The organism is Paracoccus tibetensis, from assembly GCF_900102505.1.
Lineage (GTDB): Bacteria > Pseudomonadota > Alphaproteobacteria > Rhodobacterales > Rhodobacteraceae > Paracoccus > Paracoccus tibetensis.
The window spans coordinates 35,351-60,858 of record NZ_FMVT01000007.1 but is presented as its reverse complement, the minus strand read 5'-3'; the positions used below and the strand labels follow the sequence as shown (position 1 = coordinate 60,858).

Annotated in this window: 27 protein-coding genes; 10 read left to right on the top strand and 17 right to left on the bottom strand. The window is 70.9% G+C overall.

Going from position 1 to position 25,508, the window contains the following annotated elements:
• Positions 1–75: 75 nt before the first annotated feature.
• From BLP73_RS11080 to BLP73_RS11045, 8 genes are all read right to left on the bottom strand, one after another.
• Positions 76–276, bottom strand: a complete 201-nt coding sequence (locus BLP73_RS11080) for a hypothetical protein (protein ID WP_090744117.1) — start codon at positions 274–276, stop codon at positions 76–78.
• Positions 273–2,009 carry a DUF3616 domain-containing protein gene (locus BLP73_RS11075; RefSeq protein ID WP_090744113.1) on the bottom strand — a complete coding sequence of 579 codons (1,737 nt, stop codon included), beginning with the start codon at positions 2,007–2,009 and terminating at the stop codon, positions 273–275. The genes BLP73_RS11080 and BLP73_RS11075 overlap by 4 nt, the downstream gene beginning before the upstream one ends.
• A gap of 57 nt (positions 2,010–2,066) precedes the next feature.
• Positions 2,067–3,146: a glycosyltransferase family 4 protein gene (locus BLP73_RS11070; protein ID WP_090744110.1), complete on the bottom strand. Its 1,080-nt coding sequence runs from the start codon at positions 3,144–3,146 to the stop codon at positions 2,067–2,069.
• Entirely contained in the window at positions 3,143–4,681 is a 1,539-nt protein-coding gene (locus BLP73_RS11065; RefSeq protein ID WP_090744107.1) for an ABC transporter permease, read from the bottom strand. The genes BLP73_RS11070 and BLP73_RS11065 overlap by 4 nt, the downstream gene beginning before the upstream one ends.
• Positions 4,678–5,466, bottom strand: coding sequence for an ABC transporter ATP-binding protein (locus BLP73_RS11060; protein WP_090744104.1), 789 nt, complete (start codon positions 5,464–5,466; stop codon positions 4,678–4,680). Before BLP73_RS11060 ends, BLP73_RS11065 begins: the two co-directional genes overlap by 4 nt.
• On the bottom strand, positions 5,456–6,469 hold the full coding sequence (locus tag BLP73_RS11055) for an ABC transporter substrate-binding protein (protein ID WP_245686634.1): 1,014 nt from the start codon (positions 6,467–6,469) through the stop codon (positions 5,456–5,458). Before BLP73_RS11055 ends, BLP73_RS11060 begins: the two co-directional genes overlap by 11 nt.
• A 74-nt stretch (positions 6,470–6,543) precedes the next feature.
• The gene (locus BLP73_RS11050; RefSeq protein ID WP_090744101.1) at positions 6,544–8,076 is read right to left on the bottom strand and encodes an alkaline phosphatase family protein; all 1,533 of its coding nucleotides are present in this window, start codon (positions 8,074–8,076) and stop codon (positions 6,544–6,546) included.
• Positions 8,073–8,846 carry a CDP-alcohol phosphatidyltransferase family protein gene (locus BLP73_RS11045; protein WP_139165948.1) on the bottom strand — a complete coding sequence of 258 codons (774 nt, stop codon included), beginning with the start codon at positions 8,844–8,846 and terminating at the stop codon, positions 8,073–8,075. Before BLP73_RS11045 ends, BLP73_RS11050 begins: the two co-directional genes overlap by 4 nt.
• Positions 8,847–8,899: 53 nt before the next feature.
• Here BLP73_RS11045 and BLP73_RS11040 point away from each other — a divergent pair, with 53 nt between their 5' ends.
• Entirely contained in the window at positions 8,900–9,466 is a 567-nt protein-coding gene (locus BLP73_RS11040; protein WP_090744095.1) for a cytochrome b, read from the top strand.
• A 22-nt stretch (positions 9,467–9,488) separates the two neighbouring features.
• On the opposite strand, the gene BLP73_RS11035 is transcribed toward BLP73_RS11040, so the two are convergent.
• Both BLP73_RS11035 and BLP73_RS11030 read right to left on the bottom strand, forming a co-directional pair.
• Positions 9,489–11,849, bottom strand: coding sequence for a YbcC family protein (locus BLP73_RS11035; RefSeq protein WP_090744092.1), 2,361 nt, complete (start codon positions 11,847–11,849; stop codon positions 9,489–9,491).
• Between the two features lie 24 nt (positions 11,850–11,873).
• Positions 11,874–13,403 carry a proton-conducting transporter transmembrane domain-containing protein gene (locus tag BLP73_RS11030; protein WP_090744089.1) on the bottom strand — a complete coding sequence of 510 codons (1,530 nt, stop codon included), beginning with the start codon at positions 13,401–13,403 and terminating at the stop codon, positions 11,874–11,876.
• 96 nt (positions 13,404–13,499) lie between these two features.
• On the opposite strand from BLP73_RS11030, the gene BLP73_RS11025 reads away from it, so the two are divergent.
• Complete coding sequence (locus BLP73_RS11025; protein ID WP_425415689.1) at positions 13,500–14,384, top strand: LysR family transcriptional regulator; 885 nt, start codon at positions 13,500–13,502, stop codon at positions 14,382–14,384.
• 234 nt (positions 14,385–14,618) lie between these two features.
• A complete protein-coding gene (locus BLP73_RS11020; RefSeq protein WP_090744083.1) occupies positions 14,619–14,963 on the top strand; it encodes a hypothetical protein in 345 nt (114 codons plus the stop codon).
• Between the two features lie 123 nt (positions 14,964–15,086).
• On the opposite strand, the gene BLP73_RS11015 is transcribed toward BLP73_RS11020, so the two are convergent.
• From BLP73_RS11015 to BLP73_RS10995, 5 genes are read right to left on the bottom strand one after another with little or no spacing between them, the layout of a single operon-like run.
• Complete coding sequence (locus tag BLP73_RS11015) at positions 15,087–16,421, bottom strand: ATP-dependent nuclease (protein WP_090744080.1); 1,335 nt, start codon at positions 16,419–16,421, stop codon at positions 15,087–15,089.
• Positions 16,422–16,429: 8 nt separating this feature from the next.
• Positions 16,430–17,395 (bottom strand): Na(+)/H(+) antiporter subunit B, encoded by a 966-nt coding sequence (locus BLP73_RS11010; RefSeq protein ID WP_090744078.1) that lies wholly within the window; start codon positions 17,393–17,395, stop codon positions 16,430–16,432.
• The gene (locus BLP73_RS11005) at positions 17,388–17,681 is read right to left on the bottom strand and encodes a cation:proton antiporter (RefSeq protein WP_090744075.1); all 294 of its coding nucleotides are present in this window, start codon (positions 17,679–17,681) and stop codon (positions 17,388–17,390) included. The genes BLP73_RS11010 and BLP73_RS11005 overlap by 8 nt, the downstream gene beginning before the upstream one ends.
• Positions 17,678–17,941, bottom strand: a complete 264-nt coding sequence (locus BLP73_RS11000; protein WP_090744072.1) for an MrpF/PhaF family protein — start codon at positions 17,939–17,941, stop codon at positions 17,678–17,680. Before BLP73_RS11000 ends, BLP73_RS11005 begins: the two co-directional genes overlap by 4 nt.
• The gene (locus BLP73_RS10995; protein ID WP_139165947.1) at positions 17,938–18,513 is read right to left on the bottom strand and encodes a Na+/H+ antiporter subunit E; all 576 of its coding nucleotides are present in this window, start codon (positions 18,511–18,513) and stop codon (positions 17,938–17,940) included. Before BLP73_RS10995 ends, BLP73_RS11000 begins: the two co-directional genes overlap by 4 nt.
• Before the next feature lie 192 nt (positions 18,514–18,705).
• Between BLP73_RS10995 and BLP73_RS10990 the strand changes: the two genes are divergently transcribed.
• Positions 18,706–19,083 (top strand): hypothetical protein, encoded by a 378-nt coding sequence (locus BLP73_RS10990; RefSeq protein ID WP_090744063.1) that lies wholly within the window; start codon positions 18,706–18,708, stop codon positions 19,081–19,083.
• 73 nt (positions 19,084–19,156) lie between these two features.
• Here BLP73_RS10990 and BLP73_RS10985 read toward each other — a convergent pair whose 3' ends face one another.
• Positions 19,157–20,155 carry a DUF2333 family protein gene (locus BLP73_RS10985; RefSeq protein ID WP_090744060.1) on the bottom strand — a complete coding sequence of 333 codons (999 nt, stop codon included), beginning with the start codon at positions 20,153–20,155 and terminating at the stop codon, positions 19,157–19,159.
• 174 nt (positions 20,156–20,329) lie between these two features.
• Between BLP73_RS10985 and BLP73_RS10980 the strand changes: the two genes are divergently transcribed.
• The 4 genes from BLP73_RS10980 to BLP73_RS10970 all read left to right on the top strand — a co-directional run bounded on the left by BLP73_RS10980 (position 20,330) and on the right by BLP73_RS10970 (position 23,638).
• Entirely contained in the window at positions 20,330–20,857 is a 528-nt protein-coding gene (locus BLP73_RS10980) for a sigma-70 family RNA polymerase sigma factor (protein ID WP_090744057.1), read from the top strand.
• A 3-nt stretch (positions 20,858–20,860) separates the two neighbouring features.
• Positions 20,861–21,673: an anti-sigma factor family protein gene (locus BLP73_RS10975; RefSeq protein WP_090744054.1), complete on the top strand. Its 813-nt coding sequence runs from the start codon at positions 20,861–20,863 to the stop codon at positions 21,671–21,673.
• Positions 21,674–21,825: 152 nt separating this feature from the next.
• Positions 21,826–22,170 carry a hypothetical protein gene (locus tag BLP73_RS19035; RefSeq protein WP_139165946.1) on the top strand — a complete coding sequence of 115 codons (345 nt, stop codon included), beginning with the start codon at positions 21,826–21,828 and terminating at the stop codon, positions 22,168–22,170.
• A gap of 22 nt (positions 22,171–22,192) precedes the next feature.
• On the top strand, positions 22,193–23,638 hold the full coding sequence (locus tag BLP73_RS10970) for an aldehyde dehydrogenase (protein WP_090744051.1): 1,446 nt from the start codon (positions 22,193–22,195) through the stop codon (positions 23,636–23,638).
• 55 nt (positions 23,639–23,693) lie between these two features.
• On the opposite strand, the gene BLP73_RS10965 is transcribed toward BLP73_RS10970, so the two are convergent.
• Positions 23,694–24,161 carry a MarR family winged helix-turn-helix transcriptional regulator gene (locus BLP73_RS10965; RefSeq protein ID WP_175453328.1) on the bottom strand — a complete coding sequence of 156 codons (468 nt, stop codon included), beginning with the start codon at positions 24,159–24,161 and terminating at the stop codon, positions 23,694–23,696.
• A 52-nt stretch (positions 24,162–24,213) separates the two neighbouring features.
• On the opposite strand from BLP73_RS10965, the gene BLP73_RS10960 reads away from it, so the two are divergent.
• Both BLP73_RS10960 and BLP73_RS10955 read left to right on the top strand, forming a co-directional pair.
• Entirely contained in the window at positions 24,214–24,720 is a 507-nt protein-coding gene (locus BLP73_RS10960) for an AMP-binding protein (protein ID WP_245686633.1), read from the top strand.
• A gap of 76 nt (positions 24,721–24,796) precedes the next feature.
• Positions 24,797–25,039, top strand: a complete 243-nt coding sequence (locus BLP73_RS10955) for a type II toxin-antitoxin system PrlF family antitoxin (protein WP_090744042.1) — start codon at positions 24,797–24,799, stop codon at positions 25,037–25,039.
• Positions 25,040–25,508 lie beyond the last annotated feature (469 nt).

The window sequence follows — 25,508 nt, the reverse complement described above, 5'->3', positions numbered from 1 at the left end:
CAGCAGGGCAGGACGCGATTCGGCGTCACGGCCCAAGATGGCGACTGCGACGCCCTGCCGCAAGTGCCTCGCGGCTCAGCCGGCGGGGGCGTTGCTGCCGACGACGAAGGTGTAGATGGCCGCGATCACCAGGGCCGCGACGACCGCGCCGATGATCCAGACGGCATTTCTCTTGCGACGATCGTTCACCTTGTCCTCCGAAGCGGCTTCGTGCCGGTGCATCAACGGCCGAGCGGCGCGGATGTTCCGCGACCGGCGCGCGGCCGCCTGCGTCATTCGCGCTCGGTCAGTTGGCCGTAGTCCAGCATCATGTAGCGCGCCGGCTCGTTCTTCTTCTCGCTGCCCTCGTCGCTCATGATCAGCAGGCGCGGCTCGCCGTCGATGTTGATCGAGTCGATGGATTCGACGTTGTTGAGGTTGATGATGTCCGGCAGGGCGATCGGCTCGGGCGGCATCGCGGGGTTGCCGCTCCAGCGCCAGAGCTGCGAGAAGCGGTTGCCCTCGTAGCCCTCCAGCTCGTTCACGATGAGGAAGGCGTCCAGCACCGGGTCGTAGCTGAGCGCGCGGATGCCGCCGCCTTGCAGCTCGAGCAGGATCGGGGCGCCGAAGCGGGGGCGGGCCTGGCCGGTGAACATCTCGGCCGGGTTCTCGATCACCACGATCACGCCGCGCGTGCCCGCCATCGGCGCGCGCAGGCCGACATGCAGATGCCCGGACTGGCGGACATAGGCGAGGCCCTCGATGTTCAGCGCGTTCATGTCCAGATGCTCGCCCGTCGCCTCCATCACCGCCTCGCGCAGGGCGGTGTCGGCCGCCAGCGTGTCGCGCAGCCCGCCGAAGGTCGCGATGTCGGTGACCGCGTTGCCGGTGATGCGGAAGCGCAGCATCTGCTCGCGGTCGGCGCGGCGCTCGCCCTTCTGGGTCAGCGAATGCGAGGTCGTGGCATAGAGGTAGCCGTCCTCGTCGATGGACAGCCCCTCGAGGTCCGACAGCTTTCGGCCGAAGGCGCGCATCATCCGCACATCCAGCGCGTTGTCCTCGACCAGCATGCCGGTGTCGTCGAGGGTCAGGATGTTCAGCGCGCGCGAAGCCTCGTCCTCGACCACCAGCAGGCGGCCGTCGGGCAGCTGCTGCACGGCCGAGGGCTCGTAGATGTCCTGGAAGGTGCCGACTCCCAGGTTGCGCAGGCGCAGCGAGGGATCGGCCTGGCGCGGCAGCAGGTCCAGCGACAGCTTCAGCAGCAGGAAGGACAGCATCGTCGCCAGCAGCCCCCACCGGAACACGGTGTAGCTCATGTTCAGCAGGCGGAACTTGCGGTCGGCCACAAGCGCCAGCCAGTAGAGCTGGTCGCTCATGCTGTAGTAGATCCGCTCGCGGTTGCGCATCATGTCCTGCATCTCGGCCCAGTATTCCTCGGGCGACAGGCGGACGCGCTGCTCGTAGATCAGGACGTTCTGCGGCCCGTCTGCAGGCGTGCCCCGCCGAGCCCGGGTCATGTAGCCGCGCAGATCGCGCAGCCGCGCCTGCCTGTGCCGCACCGCCACCGCCCAGTCCCGCATTCCGCTGAAAAGATCGCTGCGCTCGGGCGAGGCCGACAGAAGCGCGAAGACGATCGAGACCGCCGCGGTCACGAGGAAGACGCCGGCCGGGAACAGGAAGGCGGGGGACGAGGCGAAGATGAACGCGCCCGAGATCATCAGCGCCGAGATGATGAACCCGTTGAGCGAGATCATGATGTTGGCCTTGGTGGCGGCCAGCGCGATGGTGTCCAGCTCGGCGCGGTAGCTGTTGCGGAACATCGTCTCGACCGCCTTCTCGGTCCCGATGGGCTTTGGCTTCTTCTTGCGCTTGCCCTCCTGCGGGGTTGCGTCGGGGTCGGCTTCTGCCGCCGCTGTTGCCTCGCCCGGTGCCTCTGTCTCATCGACATCGGCGGCGGACGGCGCCGCGCCGGGCAGCTCCGGCTCGGCTGCCCTGTTCTCGTCGCCCTTGGTCTTGCGTGCCTTCGCCATTCCGCGCCCTTGCCGGAGCGGCGAGTGCCGCGTCGATCGATGAAAGTCCGTTGCCCGTCAGTTGGTTCCGCCCGGGTGCATCCGCGATGCGGCGACCCGTTCCAGCACGGAGCCGGCAATCGCGGCGCTGTCGCTCCATTGCGGCAGGGCGGCGGCGGCGTGGGTGGCCGCCGCCGCCATCGCCGCGCGCCGGGCGGGATCGGTCAGGACCAGCCGAAGCGCTGCCGACAGAGCCGGGGCGTCGTCGGGCGGCACCAGCAGTCCGGCATCGGTCGGCACGGTGTCCGGCACCGCGCCGATCGCGGTCGAGACGATGGGCAGGCCGCGCATCAGCGCCTCGTCGAAGACGATGCCGTAGCCCTCGAAGCGCGTCGCCAGCGCGAAGATGCTGGCTTGTGCGTAGAGGTGCTGCAGCTCGTCCGCCGCCACACGGCCCGCCAGCCGGATGCGCCGGGCCTCGGGGCTTGTCGTGCGCCGGGCGGCCAAGGCGGCCGCATGTTCGCGGTCCCAAGGGTTGCCCGCGATGACCGCGTGCCAGTCGAGATCGGCCAGCCCCTCGAGCGCGGCGATCAGCACGTCATGCCCCTTGCGCGGGTGCAGGATGCCGACCGACAGGATCAGCGGCGGGCGGGTCGGGGCTGGGGTCACGCGCGGCGGGTCCACACCGGGCGGGACGATGGTGATGCGGCCGGGATCGGCGCCATAGTCGCGGACCAGCAGCGCGGCGGTGTGCCGGCTCGGCACCAGCACATGCGCCGCCCGCGCGAGGTTCCGTTTTTCGCTGTCATAGAGCGCCTGCGCCCGCGCGGGCGCGAGCCCACTCTCCAGCGCCAGGGGGTGGTGCAGCATGGCGATCAGCGGCGCCTGCACGGCGGCCAGTCCTTCGGGCGCGATGCTGCCGAAGACGAGGCCGTCGAGGATCAGCGGCTCCTGCGCCGGCAGGGCGCACAGCGCGGCCAGCGTGGCCCGCGTCTCGGCGTCCGACGGGTGGGGGAAGCCTGCGGGCAGCGGGACATGGCGGATGGAATGGCCGAGGGCGCGCAGGCTTTCCAGCAGGCGGCGCTCGTAGATGTAGCCGCCGGTCAGCGTCTCGATGTCGCCGGGAATGGCGAAGCTGGCGGGGCAGGGGCGGCTCATCGGACCAGCTGCTCGGGGGCGAAGACGGCCAGGACCCGCCGCTCCAGGACGGCGATCGCGGCATAGCCCGCCGCCGAGGCCAGCGTCACCAGCGCCACGCAGAGCCACAGCATCGTGTAGTCCGAGACCGAGGCCGACAGCGCCATCAGCTGCCCCAGCCCGCGTCCCGTCGCCAGCCACTCGGCCACCGTCACCGCCAGCACCGCCGCCGGCACCGCCATTCGGGCGCTGGCGAAGAGCGCGGGCAGCATCGCCGGCAGCTGCACATGGCGCAGCCGCGCCCAGGGTCCGGCCGCGTGGCACTGCATCAGGTCCATGATCCGCCCCGGCGCCTGTGCGAGGCCGTAGCGGCAGGCAACGAGCGTCGGGAAGAAGACCATCACGGCGACGATGGCGACGGTGCCCGCCGCGCCGCGCCCGAGGGCCAGGACGATCAGCGGCGCGGTGGTGATGATCGGGATGGCGCGCATGGCCAGCGCCAGCGGGGTGACCACCTGCCCCGCCGCCGGGGCAAGCGCCAGCAGCGCGGCAAGGCCCGCCCCGAGCGCCAGCCCCGCCAGATAGCCCGGCAGCAGGAAGGCCAGTGTCTGCAGCCCCGCCCCCGCCAGCGTCGCGCGGCGCAGCGCCGAGTCGGGGGCGGAGGTCAGCGCCAGCCACAGCTCGGCCGGGGTCTTGACGAAGAACGGGTTCAGCGCCAGCGCCTCGATCGCGGCCCACCAGAGCAGCGGCACCGCCAGCAGGACCAGCAGCGCCCCGCCCGCCTGGCGGCGCCAGGGCGCGCGCGGCGCCGCCCCGAGCGACAGGATCACCGGCGGCGGCGGCGCGCCGAGGCGCCGTCCAAGCGCGCCGATCGCCCCGTAACCTGCCAGCGCGACGCCCGCCGCGACGGTGGCGACGCCCCACAGCGCCGGCACGTCCAGCGCCCGCGTGAAGCGGATGGTCAGGACGCCGAGGCCGCGCTCGGCCCCGGTGAACTCGCCGACCATCGCCCCCAGCAGCGCCGCGGGGACCGCGATCTGCAAGCCCGCCAGAAGATAGGGCAGCGCGGCGCGGGCGCGAACATGGACCAGCTGCGCCAGCCGCCCCCGGCCGTGCACCCGCACCAGGTCCAGCCAGCCCGAGGGCGTGGCCGACAGCCCGGCCAGCAGCGGGATCAGCGTGGTGTAATAGACCGCGAGCGCCGCGATCCAGATCTGCGGCCCCTCGCCCGGCCCCAGCAGGACGCGCAGGATCGGCCCCGTGGCGACCAGCGGCAGGCAGTGGACGACCAGCGCAAGGGCCAGCACGCCGCCGCGGCTGCGCGGCCACAGCGCCGCCAGCGCCGCCAGCAGCACCGCGGCGAGGTTCCCGGCCACGAAGCCCACCGCCGCGTTGCGCCCCGTGACCGCCAGCGCGCGCAGCACCAAGCCGGACTGGTCCGCAAGCCAGGCGGCGACCTCGGCCGGGCCGGCGATCAGGAAGCGTCCGGCGGTCAGCAGCGCCAGCCCTTGCCACAGCGCCAGCAGCAGCAGCGGCCCGGCCAGCCGCGCGGTCATGGCGCGCCGCCCTCCAGCGCCGTCAGGGCGCGGCGGGTCAGCTGGCGGAAGGCGGGGCTGTCGGTGATGCCGGCGGGGCGCGGACGGGGCAGGGGGACGCCGATGTCGTCCACGATCCGCGCCGGCCGCGGCGAAAGGACCAGCACCCGGTCGGCCAGCAGCACCGCCTCCTCGACCGAATGCGTGACCAGCAGCACCGTCGCCCCCCGCGCCTGCCAGAGCGGCGGCAGCTCGCGCGCCAACTGGCGGCGGGTCAGCTCGTCCACCGCGCCGAAGGGTTCGTCCAGCAGCAGAAGGCGCGGCTCGGCCGCGAGGGCGCGGGCGATGGCGGCGCGCTGACGCATCCCGCCGGACAGGCTCGCCGGGCGGCTCGTCTCGAAGCCGGCAAGGCCGACGAGGCCGATCAGCCGCTCGACCAGCGCCGGATCGGCCGCCTTGCGCGCCAGCCGCCGCGACAGGGCGACGTTGCGACGCAGGTCGAGCCAGGGCAGCAGAGACGGGTCTTGGAAGGCCAGCGCGACCTCGCCGTCGCGGCAGATCTGGGCGGGCGGGCGGCCGTCGGCGGTGACGCGTCCCCCGCTTGGCGCGTCGAGCCCCGCGATCAGCCGCAGCAGCGTCGATTTCCCGCAGCCGGACGGCCCGATCAGCGCCGTCGTCAGCCCCGGCGCGATGGTCAGGTCCAGGGGCGCCAGCGCCGTGACGCCGCCCGCGAAGCGCTGCGCCAGGCCTTCGCAGCGGATGGTGACGCCGCCCGGACCGGACGGCCAGGCTCCGTCAGCCGCCATGTATCTCGTCGAGGATCGAGCGGTCCCACAGCTCCGGCCCCACCTCGCGGCCCAGAAGCGCGAGGGTCCGGATGTTCTGCGCGACCGCCTCGTCCGTCCAGCTGCCGAAGGCGCGCCCCTCGCCCGCCTCGGGGAACATCAGCGGCACCTGCCGCGCGGCCTGCATCTCCTGGCTCGGCAGGTCGAGCCCGGCATCAGGGAAGGCCTCGACGGTCAGCCGGGCGGCGGCGTCGGTGTCCTGACGATAGGCCTCCCAGCCCCGCAGCTCGCCCGCCATCAGCCCGACCAGTTCGGCCCGGCGGTTCGCGAGGCTCTCCTCGGTGGCGATGTAGGTCTGCGAGTGCAGCGCGTAGCCGTGATCGGCCAGCAGCATCGTGACCGACTCGACCCCCTGCATCGCCATCGCCACCGGCAGGTCGGTCTCCCAGCAGAGCAGGCAGTCCACCTCTCCGGCCAGCAGGGGCTGGGCCGAGTATTGCGTCGGGATCACCTCGATCCCGCCGATGTCGAGGCCGTTAAGGCTGCAGAGCGCCTGCAGCACCGGCATGTTCGCCGTCGCCATCCCGAGCCGCTTGCCGATGAGGTCGGCGGGCGCGTTCACGGGCGCTGCGGGCAGCGAGGCGATGACGAAGGGGTTCTTCTGCATGGCGACGCCGATGATGCGGAAGGGCGCGCCCTGCGCCACGGCCGCGGCGGTGTAGTCGGCGGCCGAGATGCCGACCAGCGCGGCGCCGGTGACGACTGGCGGCTCGACCGGGGCGTTCGGCCCGCCTTGCAGCAGCGCGACGTCCAGGCCGGCCTCGGACCAGTAGCCGCGCGCGCGGGCGATATAGCTGCCGGCGAACTGCACCGAGTGCAGCCACGAGAGCTGCAGCGCCACCGGCGTCGCCGCGCGGGCGCGGGCCGGCCAGCCGCCAAGCGTGGCCGCCGCCGCGCCGGCCGCCCCCGCCGCCAGAAGCGCCCGCCTCGTGATGGCGCGGTTGGTCATCCGATGGCTCGTCATCGCGCTGTTCTCCTGTGCCCTTAAGTCATGGAAATCCAAAACGCGCGGTCCCGCAAGCCCAGACTAACGAATGATCATTCGGCCCCTGCCGGCCCGGCGCTGGCAAGAGCGACGAGGATCAGGTCGCGCAGGGCTTCCATCGGGATGACGGCGGCGCCGTCCGGGGGGATCAGGCCGGGCGACAGGTCGGGATGGTCGAACCGCGCCAGCAGATGCGCGGGGCCGATCAGGTGCAGCGGCACCTCGGCCCGCTCGTCCAGCGCGATGCCGGGCGCGGCCTGGTGATCGCCCAGCACCACCAGCAGCGGCGGGTCCGCGGCATGGCGGCGCGCGTAGTCCATCACGACGCGCAGGCTGTAATCGATCGCCGCGCGATACTGCGCCCGCACCCGGTCGCGGTCGCGCCAGACCACCGCCGGAGGATCGCCGGCCGCCGCCATCGCGTCGAAGATGCGGCCGTCGCCCAGCTCCTCCCACGGCACGAGTTGCGGCACCGGCACCCAAGGCGCGTGCGACGAGATCAGCGCGGTCTGCGCCACCAGCGGCCGGGTGCGCGGTTGGTCCCGCAGCAGCCGGTCGGTGGCGGCCAGGGTGAACTGGTCGGGCATAGTGACCCAGTTGAAGGGCAGGCCGCGATAGCCGAGATCGCCCGCGGCCAGGATGCGGTCGAAGCCCATGCGGCTTGCCTCGGGCCAGGGGCGGGTGATGGCGGGCATGACCGCCGCGGTCGGCAGCCCCGCCGCCTGCGCGTGATGAAAGAGGCTCCTGCGCCCGCTGACGAGGGCGGCGCGGTAGCGCGCCTGGTCGTCGATCCGCAGCCCTTGCGCCAGCGTGGCGTGGGACAGCCAGCTCTGCCCGCCCCGCGTCGGCGCGCCGATGATGCCCGAGCGCATGGCAAGGCCCGCCGCGGCCAGCGCCGCCTCGGCCTCGGCCAGGGTCGCCAGATGGGTCGGCGCGTAGAGCGGCGTCGACAGGCTGGTGCGGCCGTAGCTTTCCACGAAGATCAGCAGCAGGTCGCGGTCCAGCGCCGCGAAAAGGCCCGGCCGCGCGGCCAGGGCATCCTCTGCGGCGGCCGCGCGGAATTGGGCCAGCGCGGCACTGGTCTGCGCGTTCAGCCGCAGCTTGGCGCCGGCATAGGCGGCGGCGTCGAAGCGCGCGGGCCCGACAAGCGCCAGCACCCCCGCCAGAAGCGCAAGGCCCAGCTGCGGCGCGCGGCCGGGCAGGCGGCGCCAGACGCCGCAGGCCCACCACAGCGCGGCGGCAAGCGCGATCGCCGCCAGCCCCGCCCCGAGCATCGCGAGCGGCGGGGCCAGCGGGCCGGCGGCGCCCTCCAGCAGCTCGAGCCCCGCGCCCAGCAGCGGCAGGTCGCCCCACGCGTTGAAGCCGCGGCCGAGCGCCTCGTGCATCGCGATGTCGGCCAGTTTCTGCACCGCCAGCAGCCACAGCGCGCCCGCCGCCAGCGCCTGCCCCGCCCGCCCCAGCAGCGCCGGAACCAGAAGCAGCAGCGGCAGCTCGGCGGGCAGGCGCGCGGCGGTCGGCAGCGCGGGGCGATCCGGCAGGACCAGCACCAGCCAGACGAGGCCAGCGGCCAGCGCCAGCCGGATCATCGCCGCGCGGTGTACAGGTGGTGGATGTCCAGCCAGAAGGACCAGACCAGCGCCGCCGCTGCCAGGCGCACCGCGATGATCGCCGCGTCGGGCGCCAGCAGCGGCGTCTGCAGCGCGATCAGCACCGACAGCTGCGCCACGCAGATCAGCTTGCGGCGCCGGCTCTCGGGCAGGGGTCCGGCCAGCCAGGGCCAGAGCCAGGCGGCCAGGACGAAGACGTAGCGGATGAGGCCGAGGATCAGGACCTCGCCGCCGATCTCGGTCCGCGCCAAGGCGTGCAGCGTCAGGACAAGCGCGAAGGCGGCGTCCACCTCGATGTCGAAGCGCGCGCCGAAGGCCGAGACGAGGCCCGAGCGTCGCGCCAGCCAGCCGTCGAGCCCGTCCAGCGCCAGCGCCAGCGTCGCGATGCCCGCGATGGGCCAGCCGCCCGTCCGCCCCTGCCACAGCGCCGCCAGCAGCGCGCAGACCAGCGCCGCGCGCAGCAGCGTCACCAGGTTGCAGGCCCCGATCCGGGGATGCGGATAGCCGCGCCGCATCGCCCCCGCCACCCCGACGGCCAGCGCCGCGAAGACCAGCGCCGCCAGGACCAGCGCGGGTGGGCGCAGCGCCAGCGTCCAGCCCGCCACCGCCAGCGCCCCGAGGCCGGCCGCGCCCACGGCAAGGAACCGCGCGGGCGCGATGGGCGCGGCGGCAGGCGGGCCTTGGGGCGGCGCGGCGGGCTGCATCCGGCCAGCCTCGTCCGGCGGGCGGGGCAGGTCAAGCCGTCTCAAGGTCGTGGCGAGTGGCGATGCGCCGTGCTAGGATCATCCGCAGGAGGTCGCGTATGGCAGAGCTTCCGGAAACCCGCGGCTACGGCCGCATGTCACGGCGGCTGCACTGGATCGTGGCCGCGGCCGTGGTTCCGATGATCCTGGCCGGGCTGGTCATGACGACCGAGGGCCTGCCCCGCGCGCTCGGCAACGCGCTGTTTCTCTTTCACAAGAACCTCGGGGTGATCCTGGTGCCGGTGATCCTGCTGCGGCTGGTCTGGCGGCTGACCCATCCTGCGCCACCGCTGCCCGATCCGATGCCTCGCTGGCAGCGGATTGCGGCGCGGCTGTCGCATGGCGCGCTCTACGCGCTGCTGGTGATCCTGCCCGTCAGCGGCTTCGTCCGCGTCCGCGCCGGAGGCTTTCCCATCGAGCTTCTGGACGCGCTCGGCGCCGGCCCGTGGCTGGCGAAGTCCGAGACACTGGCCAATGCCGCGCAGGCCCTGCATCACCGCGCGGGGATCCTGCTGATCCTGGTCGTGGCCATCCATGTCGCGGCGGCCGCGCATCACGCGCTGATCCGCCGCGACGGGGTCTGGCAACGCATGTGGCCGCCGGGCGGGCCGGGCCGGGCGGTCTGAGCCGGGCCGCCTGAGCCGGGGCTCAGAGCGGCTCGGGCCGCCAGCCCGCGCCGGGACGGTAGCGGGCGCTGACCCGGCCGTCCTCCAGCGCGATCAGGTGCAGCCAGCCGTTGTCGAAGAGCTGGGCCACCCCCGGATGGCGGGCCAGGATGTCGCTGATCGCCTCGGTCGGGGCGTCCAGCATGACGGTCAGGCGCAGAGCCTCATGCGCGGGGCGGGTGCCGTCATGGACCGCCTGCCAAGGCAGGCCGGGGCGCAGGCGGCCGCCATTGCCCTCGACCACGCCGATCCCGCCGGTGACGTTGTGGATCAGCTTGTTGCCGCCGCCAAAGAGCGGGGCCGCCACCGTCGAGCCGTAATATTGCAGGCTGATCCAGCTGGCGACCACGACCGGCGCGGTCAGGATAAGCTCCAGCACCTTGAAGTCCGGATCGAGCGCGCGGTCGTAGCTGTGCAGGAAGCTCCGCCCGCCGAGGTCCAGCCCGCGCGTGGCGCTGCGCGGCGCGGCGATGAAGGCGGCGCAGCCGGCAAGGCCCCATTCGGGCCGCGTCTCGGCCCAGTTTGCGGCGCGGGCGGCGATCGCCTCGGGGCGGGCGCCGGGCAGGCGCGGGGCGCGCTCGGCCCGCGCGCGCAGGCCGGCCTGCGCCAGCCAGTCGGCGGCGCGGGCGAGGTCGGCGGCATGGCTGGGCGGCGCCTCGGCCGCGAACAGCGTGACGGCGTCGGTCGTGGTGTCGTGCAGGCCGGCGACGAACTGCGTGTCGGCGGGCAGCGCGATGCCGTGCTCGGCAAGCGCCGCGCGCGTGTCGGGATCGTTAAGCAGGCCCGCCAGCACCCGCGCCGAGACCTCGCCCGTCCGGCCGCCGCAGGCGCCGCAGTGATAGGCGCTTTCATGCGGGTTGTTCGTGACATTGGCGCCGTGGCCGACCAGCAGGACCAGCCGGGCATGGCCCGCGACAAGCCCCATCGCGCGCAGCACCGTCGCCGCGATCTGCCCCTTCTGCGCCGGCTCCAGCGCCGTCGCGAGGCGCGGCGTGCCCATGTCGGGATGCGCCTGCCCGTGGCCGAGGGCGGATTTCAGCAGCTTCACCCCGTAAAGCGGCCCCGCCGCCTCGACAAAGGCGAAGGAGGAGACGGCTGCCTGCCGGAAGCGGCCCCAAGCCCGGACGGCACGGGCCGAGATCCGGGCGTCCTCCTCGTCGCGGGGGCCGGCCTGGCTGGTGGCCGAGAGGGCGGGCCGCAGCAGGACAGGCAGATGCGCCTCGGTCTGGTCGCTCGCCTTGGCGCGGTGATCCAGCGGCAGGCCGAAGAAGCCGGCGAAGCCGAGCGTCTCGGCATCCGGGGCGACATCCTCCAGCGCGCGGCGGAAGGTCTCGGAGCGCACGTCGATGCAGAAGGCGGCCTGAAGCGCCGGGCGCTGGCTGACGGCCCGCGGGCCCGACAGGCGTGCGGCGAGCCCGCGCTGGTAGGCGCGCTCGGCCGCGTCCTGCAGGATCGTGTCCAGCACCAGATCGGCCGAGGGCTCCAGCGGCAGGGCATGGGCCATGGCGACGGCGGCAAAGGGGTCGGCCAGCTCCGGCAGATGGGCCAGCAGCGCCTCCTCCCAAATCAGGCGGATCGCCAGAAGGTCGATGAGCGTGCCGTCCGAGCCGCCCGCCTGCTCGGCCTGCCACGAAAGCCAGCGGGCGTGCTGCGCCCAGCCCCCCAGATCGACCAACAGCCGGTGGAAGGCCGTCGGCGCGGCGTCGGGCGTCAGCGACAGGCGCTCGGCCGCCCGCAGGATCGCGCGCTCGGCGGTGTCCGGCGCGGCGGCGACATGGGCGCAGAAGCCCTTGAGGCCGGCGATCTCGGGCGTCAGGTCATGGGTCGCCCATTCCCGCCAGGCGGCGAAGGCGCTGGCGCCGGGCGCGGGCGTCCAGAGCGCCTGGCCCTGATCGAACCGGCCCGCCGCCCAGAGGCCGATGGTCCGCGCGATGACCTCGGGCCAGTCGATGCCGGTCCGGCGCGCGGCCAGATCGGCCAGCGTCGGCAGCATCTCGGGCGCGGGGGCGGGAGCGTTCACCCGCAGCTTCAGCGTCGCCAGATCGACGGGCTTGAGGACCGAGGGGCTGGCGATCAGCGCGGCGGCCAGGTCGTCATCGCTGATCTCGCCGGCGGCGATCAGGCGGGCGAACTCGGCGCGGGGCCGGGTCAGCGACAGGCCGGCGACGCGGGCCAGCCGCGCGGCGGCGGTCGGCAGGTCCTCGCCCGACTGGCCGAGGAAGGGGTTCACCGCGACCGTGGCCGACAGCGGGAAGGCCGGCGGAATGGCGCGGGCAGCCTCGGTCGCGGCCTCCAGAAGGGCGGCGGCGTGGTCGGCGGTGATGGTGGCGTGGTTCAGGAACATGGCGGCCTCGGAGGGAATAGGGGTTCAGTGGGCGCGGATGGCGCGGAAGCCGCCGATCAGCCGGTCAAAGAGCGCGTTCAGGTAGAGCCCGTTCGCCAGGTGGACGCGCAGCGCCGCCGTGGCCGGGTGATGCGCCCAGAGCGGGAACAGTGCCTGCGCCACCGCGACCAGCCCGAAGGAGGCCAGCGCCAGCACGATCAGCGCCCATTCCAGCGCGCCCGGCACGGGCGGGACCGGCAGATGCGGACCCCAGAGCCGGGCGGCGACGAGGTGGAAGCCGAAGTAGCCCACCGCCGCGGCCAGCGAGGCCAGCGCCGTGCGCTGCGTCAGCGCCCGCGGGGCGGCGTCGGCGAGGCCCTGCGCCACCAGGTAGGCCGTGCCGAAGATCAGGATCGCGCCGAGCGCCAGGGCCTGCGCCGATTTCGGCCCGCCGATGGCCGCAAAGCCGAGCGCCACGATGGCGTAGAGGACCAGCGCCAGCCCGAAGGCCTTGGCCACCGCGCCGAAGCCGGGGACCGCTACGGGGCCGGGACGGCGGGCGGCGGCGACGGCCTCGACCGCGGTGCCGGAGGCGAGGAAACCATGCGCCTTGTAGAGCGAGTGGGCGACGATGTGCAGCAGCGCCAGAGGCCAAAGGCCCAGACCGCATTGCAGCAGCATGAAGCCCATCTGCGCCACGGTCGACCAGGCGAGCGCCGTCTTGACCGCGCTCTGCGTCAGCATCACGGCCGCCCCGAACAGCGCGGTCAGCCCGCCCATCGTGACCAGCGCGGCCATCGCGCCGGGGCTGGCCTGCACCAGATCGGCCGTGCGGATCAGCAGCAGCCCGCCGCCGTTGATGATGCCGGCATGAAGCAGGGCCGAGACGGGGGTTGGCGCCTCCATCACCTCGGTCAGCCAGCCGTGCAGCGGGAAGGCGGCGGTCTTCAGAAGCGCCGCCAGCACCAGCGCCGCGACCGCGCCCTTCGCCGCCAGCGGCAGCGGGCCCGCGGCGGCGGCAAGCTTCAGCGCGCCGAGGTCGGTCGTGCCAAAGGCCGCGACGGCCAGCAGCACCGCAAGGACCAGCGCCAGATCGCCCGCGCCCCAGACCCGGCTGAACTTGGCCGCGGCGCGCTGCGCCTCGGGGCGGCCGGGGTAGAAGAGCAACAGGCCGCGCATCGCGAGCCCGATCACCACGAAGCAGAGCGTCATCAGCACCAGATCGCCCGCCTGCACCAGCACCAGCACCGCGGCCAGGCTGACGAGGATGCCCGCCTGCGCCCGCGGCGCCCCGGCCTCGCCCACCAGGTAGCTGCGACAGTAGCGCAGCACGATCCAGCCGACGAAGGCGACCAGCAGGGACATGGTCGCGCCGACGGCGTCGAGGGTCAGGCTGATCCCGGGCAGCAGCACCAGCGCCTGCGGGCCGGTCAGCATCAGCTGCACCGTGCCCGCGACGGCCAGCGCCAGCGCGCCGATACCAGCGGCCTCGGTCAGTCGCGGCGCGCGGGCCAAGGGGATAGCGGCGAGCAGAAGCGCCGGGGCAAGGAAGGTCAGCGGCAGGATCGCGGTCATGGATGGCCTCGCAAGATCAACTTGCGCTGAAGTAGCGACTGGCGGGCGTTCTGAAAATTACATATTATCGACGGAAACGTTCTGTCTGGTATATGGATGCTCAACCTTCATCACCTGCGCCTGTTCCGCGCCGTCGCGCTGGACGGCACGCTCACCGGCGCGGCGCGGCGGCTGAACCTGTCGCAATCGGCGCTGTCGACGCAGCTGCGCGCGCTCGAGGCCGCGCTCGGCCACGACCTCTTCGAGCGGCGGGGCCGGGGGCTGGTCCTGACCGAGGCTGGCCGGATCGCGCTGGATCATGCCGAGGCGATCTTCCGCACGGCCGAGGACCTGACCGCGACGCTGCGCGAGACGGGGCGCGCCCGGCGCGCGCTGCGGGTGGGGGCGCTGGCGACGCTGTCGCGCAACTTCCAGATGCTGTTCCTACATCCGCTGATCGGTCGCAATGATGTCGAGGTCGTGCTGCGCTCGGGCACCCAGGCCGAGCTTCTCCGCAGCCTCGAGGCGCTGGCGCTGGACGTGGTGCTGACGAACCACGCCCCGGCGCGCGACGCCTCCAGCTCGTGGCTCGTGCACCGGCTCGCGGACCAGCCGGTCGGGCTGATCGGGCTGCCGGATCTGGTCGGCACGGGTCGCACGCTCGAGCAGCTCTTGCGCGAGGTGCCGCTGGTCCTGCCGGTTCCCGAGACGGCGCTGCGGGCCGACTTCGACGCGCTGGCCGCCCGGATGGGGATCGCGCCGCTGATCGCGGCCGAGGCCGACGACATGGCGATGCTGCGCCTGCTGGCCCGCGAGGGGGCGGGCCTGGCCGTCATCCCGCCCATCGTCGTGCGCGACGAGCTGGAGGCGGGGATGCTTCTCGAGGCCGCGCGCCTCGGCCCGCTGACCGAGACCTTCTACGCCGTGACGCTGCAACGCCGCTTCCCGAACCCGCTGCTAGCCGAGGTGCTGCGACAGGATCAGCCGGCGCCATCCGCGTGACGTGATGCCGATGCGGAAGGCAGGCAGGGCGGCCGAAGTTGCAGGTCAGGGACGGGCGCCTGTTCGTCCGTGATCCTGAGTATCTCTACTTCGTCCTGCTCCGGCACGGCGCGCCGGATTAAGTCATCCCGCCAGGCGTAATTGCATCGTGAAGTCACCCGCGCGAGCCGAGTGAGCTGCATTCCTTCCGCGCCCGCCCGGCCGTCGCATCACCATGAGCAGGAAAGGATCAACATGATGAAGGACATTCCGAAGACGAAGATCGCCGGCGGTATCGCCGTGCTTGGCGCCTTGCTGATCGCGTTCAGCCCCATGCTTTCCACCCTCTACGGAGGCCGGGCGGGGCTCGCCGTGGCCGTCGGGCTGGTGGGAATCGCCATCGCGGCGAAAGCCTTGTTCAGGCCCTCTTCGATCGACGCGCTGCTGATGATCGGCGCAGGGGCGGCCGCCGTGCTGCTGGCCGTCGTGATCGGCGGCGCCACCCTGTGGGTGCTGCTGCCCGGTGCCGCGGCGATGCTGGGCGCGGGGCTGTGGCTGCGCCTCGACCATACCGGCGACACGAGGCTCGGCGCCTCCTGATCCAACCTCGAGCGAACGAGGGAAGCCGCCCGTTCTCGGGCGGCTTTTCTCTGTGGATCAGGAGAATCGACAGGTGGAAACAAGAAAAGCCCGCGGGCGCTCGCCCGCAGGCCAGCCTTCGGCTCAGCGCGCCTGAAGGGCTTCCAGCAGCCTGATCCACTCGTCCAGATGCGCGTCATTTTCCGCGCCGCCGGAACTGTCCAGAAGCTGCGTCCGCAGCCGCTCCGCCAGCCTGAGGCGCCAGTCCGGTGCCAGGGTGATGCCCTCCTCGCGCGCCCAGTCCAGCACCTGCGGCACGAACGGCCGCCAGTCGACCAGCACATCCGAGAACATCCGCTCGGGCCGCCGTTCGATGCGGTCCAGCAGGGCGGCCAGCCGGGCCTTGGGAAGAAGGTCCTCGATGGTGACCTTGTCGCGGCCCATGATCTCGGCCAGCCGGACGAGGCGGCCCTCGTCCGCAATGGCCATCGCTGCCGCAAGCTCGGCGCCGGCGGGGGTCGTGTCCACCACAAGCCGGGGCGGGCGCGCATCGGCCCCGCTCAGCATCCGCGCGAGGACGGGCATCACGTTGAGGCCGCAGACCGGGGCGAAGATCAGGTCGCGGCCGGGGCGGAACCGGCCCGAGGCGACCGCGAGGGTACGGATCAGCGACAGGTAGGTCTGCTCGACCTGGCCTTGCACCAGAACGGGCTGCGCGCCGCCCAGCATGGCCTCGGCCACCGACAGGTTCAGCGCCGCGCGCACCACGAAGCCGGCGCCGCGCTGGCTGTCGCTGCCCTCGGCGTCCAGAAGATCGCCGCTGGCGCGGGTCGAGCCGTCGCGGCCAACGAAGACCTTGCGGGCCCGCGCCAGCCGGTCGGCGTCGATCAGAAAGGGCGAATGCGTGGTGTAGATGATCTGGTTCCGCTCGGCCAAAGCCTCGAAGAACGCCGACAGGTCACGCTGCGCCAGGGGGTGCAGGGAGTGGCCCGGCTCGTCCAGCAAGAGGACGCAGTTCTCGTGCCGGCCGCGGGCCTCGTGCAGGAAGACCAAGAAGAAGCTGAGGAACCATTGCAGCCCGGTCGAGCGGTGCTCCAGCTCGACCTCCTGCGGGCGGCGGCTGTCCGAGACCCAGATGCGGAAATGGTTGCCGTCGGCCTCGAAGCGGAAGCGGTAATCGCCCTGCTGCCACCACTCGGCAAAGCGCTCGGTCAGCTTGGTGCCGGCCGATTGCAGCAGGATCGAGCGGGTGCGCTTGGCCTCGGCGATGCTGGCCATGGTGTCGGCATCGGGCGCGGGCTCGTCCCCGCGCGCACGCTGCCACAGCGTCCGCAGGCGCGCCTTGTGTCCTTCCTCGGCGATGACCCGACGCTCGGCCTCTTCGTGGATGTCGCGGAAGTCGCGGCCCAATTCCAGGATCTCGGACGCCTGCAGGCCGACGAAGTCGAAGAGGACCCGCAGCCAGGCCGGCCGCGCCATAGATGTACTCAGCGCTCATGGCGGATCTCCCTGTGCTGGGCCGCCGGCTCGCGGCCGTGGAAGAGGGCCATCAGTGTGACGGCGATGGAGATCGTCAAAAGGCCCTCGATCAGCAGGATCAGCGCCTTGGCCTGGTCCTGCGGGTATTCGAAGCTAACCCGGCTGCCCGCGGCCACCAGCAGCGCGATGCCGGCAAAGGCGACGGTGCCGAGAACGAAGAGCAGGCGCGCGACGGGGCGGTGCGCCGGGTCGGGCCGGTAGAGACCGCCGAGCAGAACCAGCAGGCCCGTGGCGGCAAGGATCGCGCCGCCCTGGAAGGCGCCGCCGGGGGCATCGGCCCCGGCCCAGAGCAGATAGACGCCGACGATGGCCGCAGCGGGCAGGGTCAGGCGGGCGAAACCCTGCCAGACCGGCCCAAGGTCCGGCGCCGGGCGGCGGTCCAGCCCGCGCTCGATCTGCCAGACGACGATGACCGCGGCCAGAAGCACCACGACCTCCATCAGCGTGTCATAGGCGCGGAAGTTGAGCAGCACGGCCGTCACCGGATTCTCGACGCCGCTGTGCGGCAGGGCATCGGCCACCAGCAGCTCCAGCCCGGTGGTGCGGAGGGGCGAGCCGAGGATCGCCCAGCCCAGCCCCGCGACGATCAGGATGGCGAGCGCGGCGTTGGTCCAGCGCAGCGCCGAAGGAACGGACGCCGCCGCGACAGGAGGCGACTGCCACGCCGCGAGGTCGCCGCGCAGATGGTGCAGGGTCTTGAGCAGCAGCGCGCCCGTCAGGCCGGTGCCGATGGCGGCCTCGGCCAGCGCCACGTCGGGCGCCGCCAGCCGCACCCAAGCCAGCGCCGAAAGGAGGCCGAACACGACGAACAGCAGCACCCCGGCGAAGGCGTCGCGGACCAGCAGCGCCCCGAGCGCCAGGCCCACGACCGCCGCGGCCAGGATCAGGTCGAAGACCAGCAGCGGGTCAGGCATCGGCGTCCTCCTGCCCCGCGCGGCGGGCGTGGCGGGCGATCAGATGGCCGCAGGTCGCGCCCGACAGGGCCGCGAAGGCGCAGATCAAGGCGATGCGGGCGATGTCTCCGACAGATCCCGACAGCAGCGCCGCGCCGAGACCGATCAGCGCCAGCCCCAGGCCGTCCGCCTTCGTCAGCGCATGAAGCTGGCAGTAGAGGTCGGGGAAGCGCAGAAGGCCGACCGTCCCGGCAATGAAGAACAGGGTGCCCGCGCCGATCAGCGCCATGCCGATAAGCGCGATCATTGCCCGGCCTCGCCATGCGACAGCACCAGGAAGGCGACCAGCGCCACGGCCGCCAGGATCACGAAGACCATCGCGGCGTCCAGGAAGGCGCGCTGGCCCGACATCTGCGACAGGACCAGCAGGATCGCAACCGCCGTCGTGCCCAGAAGCTGCCCCCCCATCAGGCGGGCGGCAGGCTCGGGTCCACGGATCACGCGCGCCAGTCCGGACAGCAGCGTGACAAGCAGCAGGACGGCGATGAGCCCGAGATACATGCTCATGCGGCGGTTTCCTTTCCGGCAGGCAGGTTGAAGACGGCGGCGATGCGGGCCTCGAGCCGGCCGATCTCGGCCGCCAGATCGGTGTGGCAGTCCAAAAGGTGGATGACGAGGCGCTGGCCCTCGATCTCGGCCGAGAGGGTTCCGGGCAGCAGCGAGACCGCGTTGGCCAGCATGATGCGCGGCGTGCCCTCGGGCAGCGTGGTGCGCCACGAGCGGAAGCCGGGGTTCAGCGGCATCCGCGGCGAGACGGCACGGAGCGACACATCCACCGCCCCCCGCACGGCCTGCACCGCGAACCAGCCGGCGAAGCGAAGGGCGGCAAGCGGCGCCATGGTCCAGCGCCGGGCCGGGGGCAGCAACGTCAGAAGCCACAGGGCCAGCAGGACGGCCGGCCCGCCGAAGAGCCAGGACTCGAGCCGCCAGTCGGCCAGCACGCCCCAGATGACCGCGAGAATGACCGCCGGAAACGTCAGCCGGCGGAGCCGCTGCCGCGGCATCCTGACCAACGGCGCGGGCTTCCGGTGCTGCCCCGCGACCGCGAGGCCATCATCAAGAGCTTGGAACGACTTCACGCGCACCTCCTTGCGGGTCAAGGCCCGGGTGGCAGCCGACAAAGCCCTTACCCGGTCCGTTCGGCCACATACGTGCGATCTTCGAGTTTCATCCCCGCCGGCGACCGTTATCGGAAGTTCACGTCCCCGTGATCTTCGGAAGAGGCGCGGCGCTCAGGCGTATGTGGATCGTCAACACAGGAGGACACCATCATGCAGACCGGCACGGCCCATCTTGCACTTCCGGGCAAGACGCATCCTGCTCGCTGGAGCCTGGAGAGCCTTGCGATGCTCTGGGGGCGCCTGCGCCACCGCGATCCCGCAGCCTATGAGGCCTGGCTCTGCGAGCGGGATCTGACCTCCATCATCGCCGCGCTTCTGCGGCTGAACGACCGTCAGCTGAAGCGGATCGGCATGACCCGCTCGACCCTCGGGCTGGACGTGGAGATGCTGTTCCTCGAGGTCGAGCGTCGCCAGCGCGTGGGGGCCGATGTCCTGGAGCTTGTCGCCGATGCCGCTCCGCGCGACATGCAGTCGCCTGCCAACGAAGACTTGGCACCGCCGCGGCAACGGATCGTTGCCGCAGAGTAGGCCTGCCCCTCGAGCCTCGTGGAAACGCCCGGACGAGCCGTCCGGGCGTTCGCCGTTCAGGATGTTTCCAGCCTCAGCGCCCTGCGCGGATCACCCGCGCGACCTCGTCCAGCTGCAGGATCGCGCGCTTCATGTAGAAGCCCTGGATGTGGAGATGGTTGGCGATGAGGCTGTTCACCCCGGCGCCGTTCAGCACGATGGCCGGCCGCTGCTCGGCCGCGTGGCGCAGGCTCTCAAGCGCCTGCCCCCAGACCCGCGACAGGCGTTGCGACTGGATCACCTGATCGAAGTCGTGGCCCAGCTCGCGCAGCAGCAGATAGGTCGCATAGGCCATGCCCTTGTTGGCATAGAAGATGTCGTCCGACGTCCGGTTCACGACGAAATACCCGGCCGAGATGTGCGAGTCGATCAGCGCGGCCCGCGCGCTCAGCTCGCTCGCCATCTGCTCGACCGTCAGGGCAAGGGCATCGGCCCGCGCCTCGAAGACGGCGGTGTTGCTCGCGATCCGCAGGTTGTAGTTCCGCAGCGCCCGGGCCGCCGCCTCGTACTGGACCTCGGCAGGCTGGACGGGCAGCAGCGACTGGTTGAAGTCGAAGAGCCAGACATCGGTCGGAAATTGCAGAAGGCCCGCGGCGCGCTTGAGATCCTCGTCGATGGCCGAAGATCCGCGCAGCCTGCCGACCTGGCTTTCCAGCTGCAGCGTGAACCGCCCGATCGCCCGGATCATCCCTCGCTGGAAGTTGGCCATGTTGTCATGCATGGCGGTCGGGAAGAACGGAGGGTCGTTGGGGGCCCACCGGTTGTCGGTCACCTCGCGCAGGATCAGCGCCTCGGCCATGTTGACGGCGTGGCTTCCGCCGGTCACGGGTTGGGGCGGCATGAAGGTGATGTCCGCGTCGACATTGTTCAGCAGGCTGCCGATCACGCCGTAGAACATGATGCAGAAGGCTGCGGCGACGATGGCGATGCGGCGCAGCGCCACCTTCGGCTTGTCGCTAAGGAGGCGTCGCCAGAGCGGGCGGCGCGGCGGGCGTGCCGGCTGCGTGACGATGCTTGGCAATGTGTTGGCCATGGGCTCCTCCGTATTGGACGCCACGCCTGCGCGCGTCGCAGGGGGCGCTGCCGGAATACGTCTCAGCCCACCGGATCATCCCGGCGCAGATTTAGGTCGCGATCGGCATCTATCTCGGGATGAAAGCGCCGCGCCGCGCGTATGTGTGCCAAGAGAGCCTGACAGGAGGAGCACGTGAGCATCGCGGCCGATCTGAGCCAGCACGTCAAGAGCCTGCGCCGATACGCGCTGGTGCTGACACGCGATCCCAGTTCGGCAGATGACCTGGTTCAGGAGACCCTGAAACGCGCGCTGGCGCGTGCCGAGACGTGGCAGCCCGGCAGCGACCTGCGACCGTGGCTGTTCCGGATCATGCACAATGCCCATGTCAGCGATCTGCGCCGGGCAAGAACCCGGACCGAAGCTGCACCGGATCTGCCCGCCCCCGTCTCCCCCGAGACGCAGCTGGACCGGCTGGAGCTGCGGCAGGTCCTGCAGGCACTGGAGACGCTGCCCGAGGCGCAGCGCCGCCCGATCGTCCTGATCGCCCTGCGCGAGATGAGCTATGCCGAGGCTGCGAGCAGCCTCGACGTTCCGCTCGGGACCTTCATGTCGCGCCTTGGCCGCGGCCGCGAGGCGCTGCGGCGGCTGGTCGGCGGGCGTGACGCCGCGACGCGTCAGAAGACGCGGCAGCTGCCGCAAGAGAACATCAAGGAAGCCTGAGACATGGAACGCAAAGACGACCGCGATCAAGACCTCGGCCTGCAGGTGGATCTGCTGGCCTATGCCGACGACATGCTGCCCCCGGACCAGGTCGCGGAGGTCGAAGCCGCTCTGGCCCAAGATTCCGAGGCGCGCGCGGCCGTCGCCGCATGGCGGCAGCAGGCCCGGATCATCCGGGAAGCTGGCGCCCGCGCGGACGAGCTGCCGGTCAATCTGCAGATCGCCCAGCTCGAGCGTCAGCTGACTGGCCGCTTGCGCAGGAGCCGCCTGCGTGCAGCGCTGATCGGCCCGCAGATGCGAAGCGCGGCCGCCGCCATCCTCGTCTTCGCCGCGGGCTGGGGCACACATTCCCTCATCTCTCCGGACCGCGATCCCTTGGCGGGGCATCCCGACTACGTCGCCCGCGCGCTCGGGGGGCACCTGCTCTACGCGGATGACGCCTACGAGGCTCACCGCTTCGCCGCCGCCGAACTGCCAACTGCGGTCCAGTTCATCTCGGAGCGCTTTGGCCATGACCTCCGACTGGCGGCCTTCGACCTGCCCGACTACCGGATCGAGACGGTTCGCTACATGCAGAACGAGAACGGGCCGGTCGCGCTTTTCAGCTACCGCGATTCCAGTGGCGGCCCCGCAACCCTGGCCATCCAGCCTCACAGTCCAGGCGAGCCGGCCTATGGCCTGAGCGTCGATCTGGGCGTCTATGGAAGCATCGCGTCTTGGAGCGACGATGCCGTGGACTACACCATGATTGCTGCCTTGGATGATAAAGAGATTTTGCCGATACTTGCTTCGTTCGGTGCTTTCGATCCTCAGTAGGAGCAGAAAATTCATCCGCCATATCAGCGCCATGCGCTTATGGCTCACTTGCCGGCCGGCGTCGCCCTGCCACGGGCAGTCATGAGATCATGGTAAGGTCGGTGCCGCAGTATGGGCAATCTGATCGTGCTGTCGCGGCCCGGCTGCTTTCCGTGGATACCCCCAAGGGCACTCGGCCAGAAGCGTATTACACCGCACATTTCACGCTGTGGCTGGCGCATCTGTTGCCGGACCACTTGCGGCGGTATATCGGATCGGCCAGTCTGCGTTTGATGAGCGGCCCAAACAGCCACCAAGAACGAGCGGTTGCTGCAACGATTGGACGACACTCGTGGGTCCTGCCGCGCAGCGGCAAGATGATCTGCGAACTGTCGATCTTCCGGCCAACAGGGCGGCTGACAGAAGACGTTCTGCGGGGCCTTGTCGCATCCTCGCAGCAGGCCATCCACCGGGTCGAAGCGTCACTTAATGACGCCCGGCCCGCTCACCATCACTGAAGAGAGATCCGGAGGAGGATTCATGACGGCGACATTGTTGATCGGTGGCAAGGCCATGGCTGCGGCGGGGGGCGGGACGTTCGAGCGGCGCGATCCGGTGACGGGGCAGGTGGCGACACTCGCCGCCGCCGCGCGCAAGCCGGATGTGGACGCGGCGGTCGCGGCTGCGGCGGCTGCCTTTCCCGCCTGGTCCCGCACCGGCCCGAGCGAGCGGCGCAAGATCCTGAACAAGGCTGCTGATCTTCTTGAGGCGCGCACGCAGGACTTCATCGAGACAGGCATCGCCGAGACGGGCGCGACCGGACCGTGGATGGGCTTCAACGTCTTGTTTGCCGCCAAGATCCTGCGCGAGGCCGCTGCCAGCACGACCCAAATCAAGGGCGAGGTGGTGCCCTCGGACAAGCCGGGAACGCTGGCGATGGCCTATCGAGAGCCGGTTGGCGTTCTTGTCGGCATGGCGCCCTGGAATGCTCCCGTGATCCTGGGGGTGCGCGCCGTGGCGATGCCGCTAGCCTGCGGGAACACGGTGGTGCTGAAATCCTCTGAAATGTGCCCGCGCCTTCATGCCATGATTGGCGAGGTGCTGGCAGAGGCCGGCCTTCCCGAAGGCGCGATCAACGTCATCAGCCACGCCGCAGAGGACGCCCCCGAGGTCGTGAAGGCGCTGATCGCCCATCCCGATGTGCGACGGGTGAACTTCACCGGCTCGACCCGGGTCGGCAAGATCATCGCGGCCGAGGCGGCCAAGCACCTGAAGCCCGTGCTGCTGGAGCTGGGCGGCAAGGCGCCGCTGGTGATCCTGGAGGACGCCGATCTGGACGGGGCGGTGAACGCGGCGACCTTCGGTGCCTTCATGAACCAGGGCCAGATCTGCATGTCGACCGAGCGGATCATCGTCGCGGAGAGCATCGCCGACGCCTTCGTCGAGAAGTTTACGGCCAAAGCGTCGGGGCTGTCCCATGGCGATCCGCGCGGACAGGTTGTGCTGGGCTCGGTCATCTCTCGAGGGGCGGTCGAAAAGGTCGACGAGCTGGTCCGCGACGCGGCGGATGCCGGCGCGCGGGTCACGACTGGCGGCGCGAGCGGAAGCACGATCATGCCAGCCACCATCGTCGATCACGTGACGCCGGACATGCGCCTTTTCCGCGAGGAATCCTTCGGCCCCGTCGTCTGCGTCGTGCGCGCCCGTGACACCGATCATGCGGTCGAGCTGGCCAATGATACCGATTACGGCCTCTCGGCCGCCGTCTTCGGCCGCGACATTCCGCGGGCATTGGATGTGGCGCGGCGCATCAGGTCGGGGATCTGCCACATCAACGGCCCCACGGTCGGGGACGAGGCGCAGATGCCCTTTGGGGGCGTCAAGGACAGTGGCTACGGCCGCTTCGGCGGCTCGGCCGGCATCGACGCCTTCACCGAACTGCGCTGGATCACCATCGAGGACCCGAACCAGCACTACCCGTTCTAATCCGGTCCGGGATGGCACTGAGCGCTTCGAAGAAAGGGTTGAAGGGGCTTGGCGCTCAGCTGAGGTTTTGCACGACTTGATCCAAGGCCCGCAGGAACAAGGCCTTGTCCGTCGCGCTCAGCCCGGCGGTCAAGGCCGCCTCATGGGCCTCGGCCTGCGGGAGCAGCAGGTCGACGACACGCCCTCCCTCGGGGGTCAGCCAAACCTGCTTCATCCGCCGGTCCCCGGACACGGCGCGGCGTTCCACAAGGCCGTCCGCCTCGAGCCGGTCAAGGATCGTGACCAAGGAAGAGCGTTGCAAGGCGACCGCTTCGGCCAGCCTGCTCTGCGCCTGGCCTGGATTGTCGCGGATGAGGCACAAAAGGCCGAGATAACGCGGCGCCGCGCCAAAACCAGTGACGACACCTTCGAACGCACGGTAGGCGACGATCTGCGCAAGTCGCAGCTTGTAGCTGATCTGCCCGTCGATCGCCGGGCTTCCAAGTCGTGCGGTACCGGCATCCGGATCGACAGGCTCGGTCATGAGGCCTCCTCTTGGTCGTTGACGAATCATCTCTCTCCCGTATTGTTCGATCATGAACAGTACGGGAGAGATCTGTTCGGTGCCTGACTTTCTCACATCAGCGAGCCGGCGCGCAAGCGTCAGCGCATCGCATCCTGTGATGCCCTTGGTCGAAATCACTATAGGCGAGGCCCTGCGCCAGCAGGCGCGGAAGAATGGCGATGCGACCGCGCTGATCTTCGCGGATGATGAGATCGACTACGCGACGTTGTATGCTCGGGTGGATGTGCTGGCGCGGGCGTTGATCGCGCTCGGAATCCAGGCTGGCCACCGGGTCGCCGTGATGTCCCCGAACGCCGTGGAATGGGTGCTGCTTGAATATGCGCTGGCCCGGATCGGCGCCGTGATGGTCACCGTCAACCCGGCATTCCGCAGCCAGGAACTGGGCTATCTGCTGGGGCAGGGGAAGGTCTCGGCGCTCTTCACCGTCAGGGCTTATCGCCGTGCCGATATTGCCGAAGACATCGCAGCGCCTCTGCCCGATCACGCTGAGGCGGATCCGGTCTGCAAAATGCCTTAGGCCAAGCCGGGATCTTGAAATCCCAAGGCGGTACTACAATATGTAAGGCGGAACGTCTTCGTGCTATGGTGGCGCCATGTCTGAGTCCAGCATAACCGTAAAAGGTCAAACGACGCTGCCGAAATCCGTGAGGCGGGCGCTTGATCTGATGCCGGGCGACCGGCTGCGCTATGTCATTCTGGATGGAGGTCAGGTCCGGATCATGCGGACGCGCCCGGTCGCGGGGCTTCGGGGCATGCTGTGGCGCAAGGGGCAGGCGCCCGTTACGCTGGAGCAGATGGACGAGGTCGTGGCACAGGGCGCGAATGATCGCGCTTGATACCAATGTCGTCGTCCGCTTCCTGGTGCAGGACGATTCGCAGCAGGCGGCTGTCTTCGCAAGAATTAGTCGTCGAGGCAGCCGATCGTGTCGGACTAGCGACAGAGCGCTATCGCCACGGCGGCGCAGGCTTCTCGGACCACATGATCGCGCTTTGCGCACGGGACAGCGGCTGCACGGCGATCTACAGCTTTGATCGAAAGGCGGTTGTGCAAGCGGGGATGACACAGGCCGCTGTGGATAACTGACCGTGCGTTGCGCGGGCGCCTCCGCCGGGCAACGGACCAGTCGGCCATGTTCCGAGACATAGTGGGAACTTCGTCACCATCCGCAGGCCGGTCGACAGGGCGGACGTCCCGCAGAGGTTAGGTTCGAGCCTCAGATTACGCAGCCCGAAATGGTGCGCGCGCGTGCGGCCCGGGATGGTGCCGTCTCACATCGGGCTTTTTCGCGGCCAGATCACCAATCC

Excerpts from the sequence above, each read along its gene's own strand:
- BLP73_RS11080 (WP_090744117.1), bottom strand. The coding sequence starts at position 276 with ATGACGCAGGCGGCCGCGCGCCGGTCGCGGAACATCCGCGCCGCTCGG.
- BLP73_RS11025 (WP_425415689.1), top strand. The coding sequence starts at position 13,500 with ATGCTCAACCTTCATCACCTGCGCCTGTTCCGCGCCGTCGCGCTGGAC.
- BLP73_RS11010 (WP_090744078.1), bottom strand. The coding sequence starts at position 17,395 with ATGCCTGACCCGCTGCTGGTCTTCGACCTGATCCTGGCCGCGGCGGTC.
- BLP73_RS10965 (WP_175453328.1), bottom strand. The coding sequence starts at position 24,161 with ATGACCGAGCCTGTCGATCCGGATGCCGGTACCGCACGACTTGGAAGC.
- BLP73_RS11005 (WP_090744075.1), bottom strand. The coding sequence starts at position 17,681 with ATGATCGCGCTTATCGGCATGGCGCTGATCGGCGCGGGCACCCTGTTC.
- BLP73_RS11020 (WP_090744083.1), top strand. The coding sequence starts at position 14,619 with ATGATGAAGGACATTCCGAAGACGAAGATCGCCGGCGGTATCGCCGTG.
- BLP73_RS11060 (WP_090744104.1), bottom strand. The coding sequence starts at position 5,466 with ATGGCGGCTGACGGAGCCTGGCCGTCCGGTCCGGGCGGCGTCACCATC.
- BLP73_RS11055 (WP_245686634.1), bottom strand. The coding sequence starts at position 6,469 with ATGACGAGCCATCGGATGACCAACCGCGCCATCACGAGGCGGGCGCTT.
- BLP73_RS11015 (WP_090744080.1), bottom strand. The coding sequence starts at position 16,421 with ATGGCGCGGCCGGCCTGGCTGCGGGTCCTCTTCGACTTCGTCGGCCTG.
- BLP73_RS10955 (WP_090744042.1), top strand. The coding sequence starts at position 24,797 with ATGTCTGAGTCCAGCATAACCGTAAAAGGTCAAACGACGCTGCCGAAA.
- BLP73_RS10975 (WP_090744054.1), top strand. The coding sequence starts at position 20,861 with ATGGAACGCAAAGACGACCGCGATCAAGACCTCGGCCTGCAGGTGGAT.
- BLP73_RS11030 (WP_090744089.1), bottom strand. The coding sequence starts at position 13,403 with ATGACCGCGATCCTGCCGCTGACCTTCCTTGCCCCGGCGCTTCTGCTC.
- BLP73_RS11000 (WP_090744072.1), bottom strand. The coding sequence starts at position 17,941 with ATGAGCATGTATCTCGGGCTCATCGCCGTCCTGCTGCTTGTCACGCTG.
- BLP73_RS10970 (WP_090744051.1), top strand. The coding sequence starts at position 22,193 with ATGACGGCGACATTGTTGATCGGTGGCAAGGCCATGGCTGCGGCGGGG.
- BLP73_RS11040 (WP_090744095.1), top strand. The coding sequence starts at position 8,900 with ATGGCAGAGCTTCCGGAAACCCGCGGCTACGGCCGCATGTCACGGCGG.
- BLP73_RS11070 (WP_090744110.1), bottom strand. The coding sequence starts at position 3,146 with ATGAGCCGCCCCTGCCCCGCCAGCTTCGCCATTCCCGGCGACATCGAG.
- BLP73_RS11075 (WP_090744113.1), bottom strand. The coding sequence starts at position 2,009 with ATGGCGAAGGCACGCAAGACCAAGGGCGACGAGAACAGGGCAGCCGAG.
- BLP73_RS10985 (WP_090744060.1), bottom strand. The coding sequence starts at position 20,155 with ATGGCCAACACATTGCCAAGCATCGTCACGCAGCCGGCACGCCCGCCG.
- BLP73_RS11050 (WP_090744101.1), bottom strand. The coding sequence starts at position 8,076 with ATGATCCGGCTGGCGCTGGCCGCTGGCCTCGTCTGGCTGGTGCTGGTC.
- BLP73_RS10990 (WP_090744063.1), top strand. The coding sequence starts at position 18,706 with ATGCAGACCGGCACGGCCCATCTTGCACTTCCGGGCAAGACGCATCCT.
- BLP73_RS11035 (WP_090744092.1), bottom strand. The coding sequence starts at position 11,849 with ATGTTCCTGAACCACGCCACCATCACCGCCGACCACGCCGCCGCCCTT.
- BLP73_RS10960 (WP_245686633.1), top strand. The coding sequence starts at position 24,214 with ATGAACAGTACGGGAGAGATCTGTTCGGTGCCTGACTTTCTCACATCA.
- BLP73_RS11065 (WP_090744107.1), bottom strand. The coding sequence starts at position 4,681 with ATGACCGCGCGGCTGGCCGGGCCGCTGCTGCTGCTGGCGCTGTGGCAA.